This window comes from Rhodococcus sp. MEB032, from assembly GCF_030208925.1.
In the GTDB taxonomy this organism is placed as follows: Bacteria; Actinomycetota; Actinomycetes; order Mycobacteriales; family Mycobacteriaceae; genus Rhodococcus_F; species Rhodococcus_F qingshengii.
On the sequence record NZ_JARVSY010000015.1, the window covers coordinates 46,956 to 61,249 of the forward strand.

Below are 14,294 nucleotides of genomic sequence, written 5' to 3' on the forward strand. Positions count from 1 at the left end.
GTCAGCCGCGCACGTCTTGGATCTCGATCAGAGCGTCCAACTCTGCGTCGACGTCCGGGGCCGCGTGACGACCCGTTCCGACCGCAAGGTTGATCACGGGTCCGATCGCCTCCAGACCTGCCTCGGTGAACATTTCGGCGTGTGACGTGGGCACCGGACGGTCGATGATCACCCCGGAGACGAACGGTCGCCACGCCGACGCGGTTCGCAGCGGGTCGAAGGTGTCGGCGTGTGCCGAGAAGAACAGCAGATCGCCCACGAACTTGCCCGGGCGGTATCGGTGAGCCAGTTCGGCGCCGGCGGAGTATTCCTCGAACAGTCGCTCGATCCGATCGCTCGAGACCAAGGGGTGATCGCCGATGGCTTCGCGCAAGAGTGCTTCGGCGTCCTCGGGTGTCAGATCACGCTCGCCGGTGTCCGGGACCGAGATCCCCAACCCGCCGATCAGTTCGGCGAGAGAAGGCTGCGCACCCGCCATCGTCGGGTCTTCGAGAACGAAGCTGTCGAGCAGAATCAGGTCGGCGACGCTCTCACCCGCGGCTTGCAACTGCACCGCCGCCGCGTGAGCGATCAATCCGCCGATCGACCACCCCAGCAGGTGATACGGACCGTGCGGCTGAACTCCGCGAATTTCCTCGACGTACCGCGCCGCGAAGTCCTCGATCAGCTCCGCCCGAAATTCGGAGTCCGTCAGGACCGGCGACTGCAGGCCGTAGAGCGGCCGGCTGGAGTCGACGTAGCGATCGAGCGCTCCGTAGCACCAGGCCAATCCGATGGCCGGATGGATGCAGAACAGTGGCTCGGCGCGGCCTTCCGGACGTAGTGGCAGGACTACCGCAAGTGCGGAGGTATCCGCGTCACTTGTCACAACTGTTGCCTCGAGTTCGAAGAGTCTGCGCGCCAATGCCTCCGGAGTCGGGTCGGAGAATATCCACGCGACGGGGACGGTCATGCTGGTGCGTTCTTTGATGGCAGCGACCAAACGCGTTGCCATGAGTGAGTTGCCGCCGAGTTCGAAGAAACTCGAATCGGCGTACGTGTCTACGTCGGCCAGATCGAGTACCTCTGCGAAAGCAGCGCAGATCGCGATCTCGTCGCTGCCTTCCGGACTGCGTCCACTCGGCGACTCCCAGTTGGGAGCAGGCAGAGCGCTGCGATCGAGCTTGCCCGCCGGTGTGGTCGGGACTGCGCCGATCACGACAACAGCGGACGGGATCATGTGCGCAGGCAGCGATATACCTGCGTGACGGCGTAGCGCGGCGGCGTCGAAGTCCGCATGTGCCGGGACGACGTACGCGACGATCCGAGCGTCGATGCCCTCCCCGACGACGACGCTGACAGCCGAATGCACGGAGGCTTCCGCTGCCAGCACCGCGTCGATTTCTCCGAGTTCGATTCGGAACCCTCGGATCTTGACCTGGTGGTCTGCGCGTCCGAGGTAGATCAGTGCCCCTGAGCGATCTTCGCGCACAAGATCCCCGGTGCGGTACATGCGAGCGCCTTCGGGTCCATGCGGGTCGGCGACGAAGCGCGCGGCTGTGAGTGCGGGGTTGCCGAGGTACCCGCGGGCGAGACCGTCGCCGCTGACGTAGAGCTCACCGACGACCTGGCCGGGAACCGAGTGCAGTCGGGAATCGAGAATCATCGCGTCCACGCCGCGGATCGGGCCGCCGATCGTCACGGGCTCCCCCGCGACCAGCGAATCACTGATGGTGACGGCGACGGTGGCCTCGGTCGGGCCGTACGCGTTGAACATTCGGCGCCCCGGTGCCCACCGAGATACGAGGTCGGCGGAACAGGCGTCGCCGCCGACGACGACGGCTTCGAGATGGTCGAGCCCGGCGGGATCGACAGTCGCCAAGGCGGCTGGAGTCACGAAAGCATGGGTGATCGTCTGCTCGTCGAGCAGTTCGTGCAATTCGACACCGCCGAGAACTGTCGGAGGCGCTATCACCATCGTTGCGCCGGCGCCGAAAGCCAGAAGGAGCTCGAGAACCGACGCGTCGAAGCTCGTCGAGGCGAAGCTCAGAGCGCGAGAGTGCGCGGTGACGCCGAAACGCTCCCGCTGTTCGTCGGCAAACGCTGCCAGTCCCGCGTGAGTGACCAATACGCCCTTGGGTTTTCCTGTCGAGCCCGAGGTGTAGATCAAGTAGGCCGGGTTGTCGAACTCGAGTGGCGCGTCCGGCAGTGTCTCGGAATGGACTGCCTCGATTTCGGTGGTGAATTCGATCGCATCCAACTCGATCCACGATGTGACGCCAGGAAGGTCGGCCGCATACTCGCCCCTGGTGATACCGAGTACCGCTCCACTGTCGGTGAGCATGTGCTCGATCCGCTCGGCGGGGTACGCCGGATCCACGGGAAGAAACACTCCGCCGGCTTTCGCTACGGCCCAGAGCGCGATCACATAGTCGGCCGACCTCGGAAGCGCCAGTGCCACCATCATTTCCGGCGCTATTCCGCGAGCGATCAACGCAAACGCCATAGCGTCGGAGCGTCGGTCGAGTTCGCCGTACGTGAGCGTGACGGATGTGGCGACGTCGACGATTGCCGGAGCGTGCGGATCGGCAGCGCCGCGAAGCAGCAACTCCGGCAAGGTCAAAGCATCGCCGGCCGGACGTCCGGGCAACGCACGCAGGCGACGTCCCGCAAGATCCACGTCACCGACGACGGCGGAGGGCTGGGCAGTCAGTGTCTCGACGATCGTTTCCAGCATCACTGCAAACGACGCCGCCGTATCGGTGTCGAAGAGATCCTTCGCGTAGGTGAGGGAGGCCTCGTAGCCGCCGCCTTCCTCCGCGGTCTGTTCGACAACGGTGAACTGCAGGTCGTACTTGGCGATGTCCGGTGTGATCTCGTGGGCACGAACGGCAAGTCCAGGCAGGTCCCACGTCGTCGGGTGGGCGCCGTGGAACGAGATCATCGTCTGGAACACCGGATGACGGTCGGTACTCCGGGTCGGCGCCACCACGTCCACGACCTGCTCGAACGGAATGTCCGCGTGGGCGAAGGCGTCGAGATCGACGGAGCGGACAGTACGCAGAACGTCGACGAACGTCGACCCGGGGTCGACCGTCGTGCGCAGTCCCACCGTGCCCACGAACATTCCCACGAGGTCGTCGAGAACTCGGTGTCCTCGCCCGGCGACCGGAGATCCGATCACGATGTCGGTGCTTCGACTCAGCCTGGACAGCAGGACGGCATAGGCAGCGTGCAGCACCATGAACGGCGTCGCCGCATTGGCTCCGGCAACCGCCTCGACCGCGATCCGGGTGTGCGCCGGAAGCGAGACCGCGGTGTGGGCACCGCTCAACGACTGGGTGAGCGGACGCGCTCGATCGCTCGGAAGGTCGATCAATTCAGGTGCGCCCCGCAACGTCTCCCGCCAATACGACGCCTGTGCCCCGAGCACGCTCGCGGATTCGTTCACCGCGCCCAGCGCTTCCCGCTGCCAGATCGCGAAGTCCGCGTAATGCACCTCGAGCGGGGTGAACTCGGGAGCGTGTCCCGAACTTCTCGCGACGTAGGCGGTGAGCACGTCCTTCATCAACGGCGCGATCGACCATCCGTCCGCCGCGATGTGGTGGATCACGATGACAAGTGTGTGGTGCTGCGGCGTCGATTCGAGCAGGAGCGCGCGAACGGGAGCTTGGGTCGTGATGTCGAATCCACGCGACGCGAATTCTCTGGCGAGCTCTGCCGGTTCACGGGTGTCCGCATTTCCGTACTCGAGCGAGGTGAATGCATCCTGGATCACCTGGTGTGGACCGGTGCCGGAGTCGGGGAACACCGTGCGCAGGATTTCGTGCCTTTCGATCACGTCGAGGACCGCAGCTTCGAGGGCCGGCACGTCGAGTGCACCGTCGAGGGAGATCGCAGCAGGGACGTTGTACGCGGGTGAGCCGGGATCCATCTGGTTGAGGAACCAGATGCGTGCTTGCGCGTAGGACAGCGGAATTCGCTCGGGGCGGTCTACGGCGGTGATCGGTGGAAGCGCCTTCGCCCCGGCGGATGTGTCGAGCGCGGTGGCAAGTTCCCGAATTTCGGGGTGCTCGAACAGCATTCGGACAGGCACCTGCCTGCCCAACGACTCGCCGAGTCGCTGGGCCAGTCTGGTGGCGAGCAGTGAGTTGCCGCCGAGTTCGAAGAAACTGTCCGACGCACTGATCTGTTCGATACCCAGCAGTTCCGCCACGACGCCGGCAACCTGGAGTTCGGTCGCGGTCGTCAGCGGCTCGACACTTCGCTCGGACGAACGCAGTGTCGGCGCCGGCAGCGCCGATCGGTCGAGCTTCCCGACGGGGGTCAGCGGTACGTGATCGATCGGGGTGATCGCCGACGGCACCATGAAGGCGGGCAGTGAGCGGCGCGTATGGCTCAGCAACTCGTCCATCTCGACCGCATCGGCGCCGAGCACTACGTACGACGCCAACATCGTCTCACCGGAAGCTGCGTCGACGCCCACGGTGACCGCGAACTCGACGCCGGGGTAAGTGCTGAGGACGGAGTCGATCTCGCCCAGTTCGATGCGGAATCCGCGCACTTTCACCTGGTGATCGGAGCGTCCGACGTATTCGATCGTCCCGAGCGGCGTCCACCGAACCAAGTCACCGGTCCGGTACATGCGGGTGCCGGCCGGGCCGAACGGCGCTGCCACGAATCGCGTCGCCGTCAAGGCGGGTTGGTCGAGGTAGCCGCGGGCAAGTCCCAGGCCGGCGATGTAGAGCTCACCGGTGACCCCGACGGGTACCGGCTGAGCCGAGCCGTCGAGAATTACCGCGGACACGCCGCGGACGGGCCCGCCGATGGTCACGGTCTCCCCCACGCTCAAGGCATCACTGATGCAGACCATGACGGTGGTTTCCGTCGGCCCGTAGCCGTTGAACAATCGGCGACCCGGTGCCCACTTACGGACCAGTTCGGGTGGGCATGCCTCGCCACCGACAACGATCGACTGCAAGACGTCCAGCCCGGTGGGATCGACCGAGGCCAGCGCTGCCGGTGTGATGAACGCGTGGGTCACCTGGTGATCGGTGACCAATTCGGCGAGGTCCTGGCCGCCGTAGACGTCGGGAGAGGCGATCACCATCGTCGCGCCTTCACCGACTGCGAGCAGCAGTTCGAGGATGGATGCGTCGAAGCTCGGTGAGGAGAAGTGCAGCGTCCGCGACTGCGCCGAGATGCCGTAACGCGCCGTCTGCTCGGCCGCCAACGCGCTCAGGCCACGATGAGTGATGCTGACGCCCTTGGGCTTTCCCGTCGATCCGGAGGTGTAGATGATGTAGGCGAGGTTGTCGATTCGGATCGGCGCGGCCGGAACCGGCTGCCCGACACCGTCGCCGTGGATGTCGTCCATTGTCATCCACGGAACCGGGCGGGGCAGTGATTCGATCACCGCTTCCGTCGTCACTCCGCGAGTGGCTCCGGAGTCGGTGAGCATGTGCAGAATGCGATCGGCGGGGTATCGCGGATCGACCGGAACAAACGCGGCGCCGGTCAAGGAAACGCCCCACAAGGCGACGATCGAGTCGATCGAGCGCGGAATCGCGATCGCCACAATGTCTTCGGCACCGATCCCTTCCGTGGTCAGACGGCGGGCAAGCGCCGATGCACGGGCGAAGAGATCTCGGTAGAGCACGGTGGTGTCACCGGATCGAAGGGCCACCGAATCGCCTGAACGGGTGGCGGTCCGCGTCAATATTTCGGCCAAGGTGCGCGAACTGGTCCACGCCGGACCTCGTACCGGCATCAGCGACGCCCGCTCGAGGGTGCTGAGGAAATCTAGGTCGTCGATCGCGGCGTCCGGATCTGCGGCGACGGCGCGGGCCACCGACTGCACACGCGCGGCGATCGTTTCCGCGGTGGCAATGTCGAAGAGCGCCTCGGCGAACCTGAGCGACCCGGTGATCTCGGTCTTCTCGGAATCGCCTGCCAGCAAGGTGAACTCGAGGTCGAACTTCGCGACGGACGGTTCGAGTGCTTGCGCTTCGAGATGCGCGTCGTGGACCGTGACCTGCGGCAAGACCACATTCTGGTGGTACGACAGCATGACCTGAAACAGGGGGTGTCGCGTCGTCGACCGGTCGAGATCGAGGGCGTCGACCAGCACCTCGAAGGGCAGCTCGGGGTGCGCAAAGGCGGCAAGGTCGCGTTCACGGACGACCTCGAGCAGGGAGGTGAACGGCGCTCGGTGATCGACCGGCGTGCGAAGCGGTACCGAATTGACGAACATCCCGATCAGGGAATCCAGCTCGGGTCGCCCGCGGCCTGCCACCGGGGTGCCGACCACCACGTCGTCGGTTGCACCGAGACGCGCGAGAACAACCGCCAGGATCGCGTGTACGACCATGAACTGCGTCGAGCCACTGCGCCTCGCCAAGGCGGCGAGACGCTCCCCGGTCGCCGCGTCGATGACGATCGGCACCGATCCGACGGCGGTCGTGGAGACAGATCCGCGTGGGCGATCGACCGGTAGCAGTACCTCGTCCGGGGCACCAGCCATGGCAGTGGTCCAGAAGGTCAGTTCGCGGGCAACCAGAGACTCCTGGTCGCCGACCTGTCCGAGCGAGTCTTGCTGCCACACCGCGTAGTCGGCGTACTGCACGTCGAGCGGTGTGAAAACCGGGGCGTCTCCAACGACGCGTGCGGAGTACGCCGCGACGAAATCTGTCGCAAAGGGAGTCAGGGACCAGCCGTCGAAGGCGATGTGGTGGATGACGACGACCAGTACGTGAGCGCCGGCGTCCTCGCGCACCAGCATGGCCCGAATCGGCAGATCCGAACCGAGATCGAACCCACGCGCCGCGAACTCCGTCGTCGCCGCGTCCACACCTTCGGATCCGCAGTAGCGCTCGACGGAGAACTGCACGTCGGAGAGCGCTCGGATGACCTGGCTCGGGCCGTCGGCGCTGTCGACGTAGATCGTTCGAAGCACCTCATGGCGTGCAATGACGTCCGCAAGCGCCTCCTCGAGTGCATCGCCGTGGATGTCTCCGGTGATGCGGATCGCGAACGGAATGTTGTAGACCGCGGACTGGGGGTCGAAGCGATTGACGAACCACAGGCGCTGTTGCGCGGCGGAGAGCGGTAGGCGGTCCGGCCGAGCGCCGGCGCTCAGGGCAGGTCGATCGTCTGATTCTTCGGCGCTCGCCGCCAGACGTGCAGCGAGCGCTTCGACGGTCGGCGCTTCGAAGATCGAGCGAACGTCCACCGTGAGTCCCGTCGCTGCGCTCAACCGCGCGGACACCTGCGTCGCGACGAGCGAGTTGCCCCCGAGATCGAAGAAGCTGTCTCCGGCCCGGACCTCGGGCACGTCGAGCAGTGAAGCGAACACGTCGGAAACGGTTCGTTCGAGTCCGGCCTCGGGTTCACGGCCCGTTCCGAGGATTTCGCGCGGTATCGGCGTCGGCAACGCTCTGCGATCGAGTTTGCCGACCGGAGTCAACGGAATGGCGTCGATCGGGGTGATCGACGACGGAATCATGTACCGCGGCAGCGTGTCGGCGAGTCCCACGAACAGCGACTCGATATCAGCGTCGCCGCTCAGCAACACGTACGACGCCAGACTGGTACCCGCGGCGGATTCGACGGGAATCGTCGTGGCGAACTGGACGAGAGGGGAATCCATCAGAGCAGCGTCGATCTCGCCGAGTTCGATGCGGAACCCGCGGATCTTGAGCTGATGATCGCTGCGGCCCACGTAGCGAAGGGTCAGGTCCTTGGTCCAGCGGACCAGGTCACCGGTTCGGTACATCCGGGCACCGGGCGTCGAGTACGGATGCGCGACAAACCGATCCGACGTCAGCGCGGGACGAAGGTGGTAACCACGTGCAAGGCCCGGCCCACCGATGTACAGCTCGCCGACGCCGCCGATCGGGACCGGTTGCAGCCGAGAGTCGAGCACCACGGCGTCGATTCCGCGGATGGGACCGCCGATGGTGATCGGCTCCCCCGGTGAGAGTGGGTCACTGATGGCAACCATGACAGTGGTTTCGGTCGGACCGTATCCGTTGTGCAGTCTGCGCCCGTTGCCCCAGCTCGAGACCAATTCCGGCGTGCACACGTCGCCGCCGACGACTACGCATTCCAGTGACGTCACGCCCGCCGGATCGACGGTCGCCAGCGCAGCCGGAGTGATGAAGGCATGAGTGACCTCGCGGCTTCGGAGGAACTCGCTCAACGCCTCCCCTCCGTAGATGTCGGGAGGGGCGATCACCATCGTCGCGCCGGTCGAACCGGCGAGCAGTAGCTCGAGTACGGCGCCGTCGAAGCTCGGTGACGCAAAATGCAGAGTTCGCGACCCGGCGGTGATCCGGTACCGATCCTGTTGTTCGCGAGCAAGATTGGCCAAACCCGCGTGAGTGACGACGGTGCCCTTCGGCACTCCGGTCGAGCCGGACGTGTAGATGACGTACGCAGCCGACGCCGCAGTGATCGACGCTGTTCTGTCAGCGTCGTCGATGGCAGCGTCGGAGTAGGCGGCACATTCTGCAACCGTGTCCGCGTCGCCGAGGTCGATCCAGACTGCGACGTTCCCACCGACTGCCGGACCAGCCGCAACCTCGGCGGACCGAATTCCGATCCGCACACCCGAATCCTCGAGCATGTGCGCAACTCGATCTGCGGGATAACGGGGATCGACCGGGACGAAAACGCCACCGGCTTTGGTGACCGACCAGACTGCGAGCACGGAGTCGACCGATCGGGCGACGGCCAGTGCGACCGGTGTCTCGGGGCCGACTCCCAGGTCCATGAGGTATCGAGCGATCCGATTCGATCGACGCTCCAGCTCCCCGTACGAGAGTGAGCGCTCGGAGTCTTCGAGGGCGATCGCGTCGGGATACGTCCTCGCGGTATCCCCGAGGATCTGCGCCAGCGTCGATTCGCCCACCGAAGCCACGCCGCGCCGCGGCAATATCGTGGCACTCTCCCGGGATCCGAGTACACGAAGATCACCAACCGGTGCAGTCGGTTCCGACACTGCCGATTCCACGAGGGTCACGAAGTTTCGCGCCAAGGATTCGACGGTCGCGTTGTCGAACAGGTCGGTGGAATAGGTGAACGTGGCATCGATTCCAGCTGCGGTCCCGGACTCGTGACGTTCGGTGACGGTGAGCTCGAGGTCGAACTTGGTCAGCCCCGTCTCGACTGCCCGCGCCGTCATCGACACCCCGGCCAGTTCGGCAGTGTGGGTGGTGGCTATCCGCGAGGTGATGGCCGCTTGAAAGACCGGGTGGTGCGCAGGCGAGCGGTCCAGTTCGAGCGCGTCCACGACGACGTCGAAAGGCACGTCCGCATTGTCGAAGGCATCCACGTCGACGGCCCTGACCTGTGACAGGTGTGCGGCAAACGTTACGTCCCGATCGACGACGGTCCGCAGGGCAAGAGTGTTGACGAACATGCCGACGAGCAGATCGAGAGATCTGTCCCCTCGCCCGGCCACCGGTGTTCCGATGACGATGTCGTCCGTGCCGCTGTACCTGGCCAGAAGCAGGGCGAAGCACGCGTGCAGGGCGATGAACGGCGTGGCGTCGTGATCGGCGGCAAGTACAACGAGCTTCTGATGCGTGGAAGCGCCGATTCTGATGTCGACTCCGGCTCCGCGCATGGTCGGGTCGAGTGCGCGCGGACGGTCCGTCGGCAGGTGGAGCTGCTCGGGTGCTCCTGCCAGCTGCCGCTTCCAGAACGTGATCTGTGAGTGGGCAAGCGATTCGGTGGATGCCGTGTCCCCGAGGTGTTCTCGGTGCCAGAGCGTGTAGTCGGCGTACTGCACTGGAAGCGGTGCCCACTGCGGGCTGTTGCCGCCGACGCGAGCGGCGTAAGCGCCGGTGAGATCAGCAGCCAACGGGGCGAGTGACCAACCGTCGGCCACCATGTGATGCAGAACCACTACGAGGACAGCTTCCTCCTCATCGCCTTCCTTCTCGGCGGCGACAGTGATCAGCAGGTAGCGCACCGGACGTTCGCGGACCAGATCGAAACCGGCCGAAGAGAATTCGAAGATCACTCTCTCGAGGCTTCCGCGTTCCACGTCGATCGACTCGAGCCCTGCGATCCCCTCGCCCAGGCCCAGAACCTTCTGCGTCGCGTTGTCACCGACCTGAGGAAACACGGTGCGTAGTGACTCGTGACGTGTCACGACGTCCACGATCGCGGCACTGAGTGCGTCGGGATCGACGGCGCCGCGCAACGACACCGCCAGTGGAATGTTGTACGCACCTGATTCCGGTGCCACGCGGTTCAGGAACCACAGTCGCTGCTGCGCGGGAGCGAGAGGCAGTACAGCCGGCCGGGCCACGACCTGAATACCGTCGGCGTCCGGGGTCTGTGCCGCACGCTCGATCGTCGCCGCGATCCCAGACACCGTGGGATGGTCGAAGAGTGCACGCAGCGGCATTTTAACCCCGGTGGCTTCGGTCAAGCGCGCTACCGCCGTCGTCGCTACCAGCGAGTTTCCGCCCAGATGGAAGAAATTATCGTCGAGTCCGAGCGGTCCACTACTCAGGATGTCAGCCAGAACCGCCGCAACCTTGCCCTCGGTCGGGGTCGTCGGGGGTCGGAAGACCTTGGTGGAGGCCAGGATAGGCGAAGGCAGCGCACGCCGGTCCAGTTTTCCGTTGGTGGTCAACGGAATCGAATCGAGGACCATGAAGGCATCGGGAACCATGTAGGTCGGGAGGGCTTCGGCGGCGTGAGCTCGGAGGGCGTCGGCGTCCACGACGTCGGAAGCGGTCACATAGGTCACGAGAGCGCCGCCCGCCGGCGTCGGAGCCACGACGGTCACGGCATCGTCGATTCCCGGCGCGCTGAGGATGACGGAGTCGATTTCGCCGAGTTCGATCCGGAATCCGCGGATCTTGACCTGCGCGTCGCCGCGTCCGAGGTACTCGAGTTGTCCGGGCGCAATCCATCGTGCGCGGTCGCCGGACCGGTACAACCGTCGTCCGCCGGCATTGAAAGGATCGGCAACGAACCGGCCCGCGGTGAGGTCTGGACGGCCCAGATAGCCACGGGCGAGTTGACCGCCCGCGACATAGATCTCCCCCGCGATCCCCACCGGGACCGGGGAGAGATGCTCGTCGAGCAGGTACACACGAAGTCCGTCGATCGCGTCACCGATCCGGCTGCCGGTCAGCGCACTCGCGCTCGCCCGGTCGAGTTCGAGATGGGTGACGTGCACCGTCGTCTCGGTGATGCCGTACATGTTGACGAGTGCAGGCGCGGATTCCGTGTGACTTTCGTACCCCGGGTGATTGTCGTACCAGCGCCCGAGTCGACGCAGGTCCAAGGCTTCGCCACCGAAGATCACGTACCGGAGCCGGGTCTCCGAATCGGCCCGAAGGTCGGCTTCGATGTACTGGTAGAAGGCCGAGGGCGTCTGATTGAGCACGGTGACGCCTTCTGCGGCGACCAGCGCCCGGAAGGCGTCAGGGTCGCGTGATACCTCGTGATCGACCAGGACCAGCGTTCCGCCGTGGAGCAGCGCGCCCCACAGTTCCCAGACCGAGAAGTCGAAGGCGAACGAGTGGAACATCGTCCACACGTCGTTGCCGTCGAATCCGAATTCGACGTGCGTGTTCTCGAACAATCGCACCACAGTGGCGTGGGTGACGGAGACACCTTTGGGTCGGCCCGTCGACCCCGAGGTGTAGATCACGTACGCCAGATTGTCGGCTCCGTGTCCGCGCGGGCGCTCATCGGTTTCCAGACTCTCACCGGAGTATTCGTCGGATTCGACGCCGACGACCACCACGTCAGAGTTCGGGAAGGCGGAGTTCGGGAAAGTGGAATCGGAGATGACGCACACCGGTTGCGCATCCTCGACCACGTATGCCAAACGCTCGGCGGGGTGTGCACGATCGAGTGGGAGGTATCCGCCGCCGGCCTTCACTACCGCGACAGCGGCAACGATCATGTCCACGGATTTCGGCAGCATGATTCCGACCAACGACTCGGATTGCACGCCATGATCGACGAGCTTGCGCGCCAACTGATTCGATCGTCGATCGAGTTCGCGGTACGACACGCGCTCGCTGCCCGCGACAACGGCGATCGCTTCCGGGGTCGCCCGAATGCGGTCGGAAAGGATCTCGGAGAGCGTTCGGACCGGGGTAATCGGCAGAACGGGCGGCACCAGCGCCTGGCGCGCCTCCGGGCGCAGTAGATCCACTGAGCCGAGCGCCGAGTGCGGAGTACCGACCATCGCGGTCAAGATTCGTAGATAACGGTCGGCGAGGTCCTCGGCTTGCTTCTTCGTGCCGAGCCAATCCAGAACACCGGAGATCGGCTGATCGAAATCGGCATGCTCACCAGTCGGAATCGCCAGGGAGACAAACAGTTCCGGCACGGTGGCCAGATCCGATCCGATAGGCGCACCGACCATGAGCCCCGGAAATCTCGGGTGAGCATCCAGCGGCTCCTCGAAACAGACCATCGCCCGGAACAACGGGCCCGTCTCGACCCAGCGGCCGTCACCGAGTGCGGCGGTCACCGAAGACAGAAGAATGTCTGCGTGTTCGAGAGCTTCGATTGCGACGGTGTCCACCGCACCGACCAGGTCGGTGAGCGTCATGGTGTTCGACACCGTCGAGCGAAGCACCAACTGGTTGGCGAACATCGAGACGAAATCGTCCGGATTGGAGGCGCCGTACCCTCGGACCGAGACGCCGATCGACACCTCGTCGGCCGAACCGACGCGGCGCAGCAGTCCGGCCATCGCAGACTGGAACAGCACGAACAGACTCGTGTTCATCGTCGTCGCCATCGTCTCGAGGCGGCGGCAGAGGTCTGCCTCGATCTCGAGGGGCGTGGACGTCCGACCGGATCCGGCGACGACCGGCAAACCCAGATCCTCGGCGGGGTTCGACAAGGTCGCAGACCAGTACTCGACGTTGCGGGCGTGTTGGACTTCGGCGATCCACTTCCCCGCGGCGTCCGGCTCGATGTCCATCAATCGAGTTCCCGATTCCGCAGCGCAGAACAATTCGAGGAATTCGAGGAAACGTCGGTGGTGACGCGAGATGTCCTCGTCGGTGTAGAGGTCTGGGTTCGCGGCGAAGTCGATCTGGATCTCTTCGGCTGCGGACGTCTGATAGACGTTGACCGAGAGGTCTTCGATCGGCCCGGTCGAGATCACGTTCAGTTCGCCGTGCGCGTCCCCGAGAGTGATTCCGGAATGGAACAGCATGAGGTTGATCAACGGCCCGTGGAAGCCTCGTCCGTCGGCGATGCTGTGATCACCGGCGTTGAGGTCGCGTCGCAGGTCCTCGTGGCGGTACTTCTGATGACGCAGTGCGCCGGTGAGTTCGATCTTCACCTCGTGCAGCAAGTCCCCGACCGCGAAATGCGGATCGACGCTCGCACGTATCGGGACGACGTTCGACATCATTCCGCCGGACCGGCGAGCAGCTTTTGTCGTCCGCCCCGAGACCGGCAAGCTGAGGACCACGTCGCGGGTCCCGGTGGCCCGGGCGAGGTAAGCCGCCAGAGCACCGATCACCACTGACGACGTCGTCACATCGTGGGCGGCGGCCAGCCGTTCGAGGGAGCTCCGCAGTTCCGTAGGTACCGTCGCCGACCGTAGGCGAGACCGTGCCTGCGACGGAGCAGTCGAGGACGCGAGCGAGGTTCCGCCCGGTTTGTCGGCCATCTTGGTGTTCCAGTAGTCGCGATCGCGCTCCCACCGCGTGGAGCCCAGATAGTCGGCCTCTGCCTTCACCAACGATTGGAGGGGGGCAGTTACCGCTGGGGGAACTGGCAGATCCCGCACCGCGGCGGTGTAGATCTCGGCTGTGCGGTTCATCATCGACATCGCGCCGAAACCGTCGAGCGCCACATGATGAATACGGCTGTACCAGTAGTAATGGTCGTCGCGAAGCACCAGGACTGCCAGCCTGACCAGGCGATCGGTGAACGGATCGATGGCAGCAGTGTGCTCTCTGCGCATCCATTCCTGCGCTGCAGATTCCGGATCCGATTCGGCGCGAAGATCGACCACGTCGAGGGAGTCGTCCATGTCGAGATCGAGCCACTGACGCGCCACCCCGTCCACCTCGACCAGGCGCAGGTATCCGGAGCCGATCTCACGGCCGGTCTGTTTACTGGCAGCGGTCAGCAGCTCGATGTCGAGCGGGCCGTCCACGTCGACGTACTGAGCGATGCTGACGGGAATCTCGGGTCGAAGCTGTTGTGCGACAAGCAGGGAAAGTTGCGCGGCAGAAAGAGGGAAGGTGAGTTCGTCGTCCGGACGAGCTGCGGAAACGATTCCTCGGTCGGGACTGCCATCCACACGAATC

At 64.9% G+C, this 14,294-nt stretch carries 1 protein-coding gene; it reads right to left on the reverse strand.

Features of this window, described 5'->3' with window-relative positions; genetic code table 11:
- Position 1: 1 nt before the first annotated feature.
- Positions 2–14,287, reverse strand: coding sequence for a non-ribosomal peptide synthetase (locus QRN54_RS17180; RefSeq protein WP_285182564.1), 14,286 nt, complete (start codon positions 14,285–14,287; stop codon positions 2–4).
- Positions 14,288–14,294: the final 7 nt, after the last annotated feature.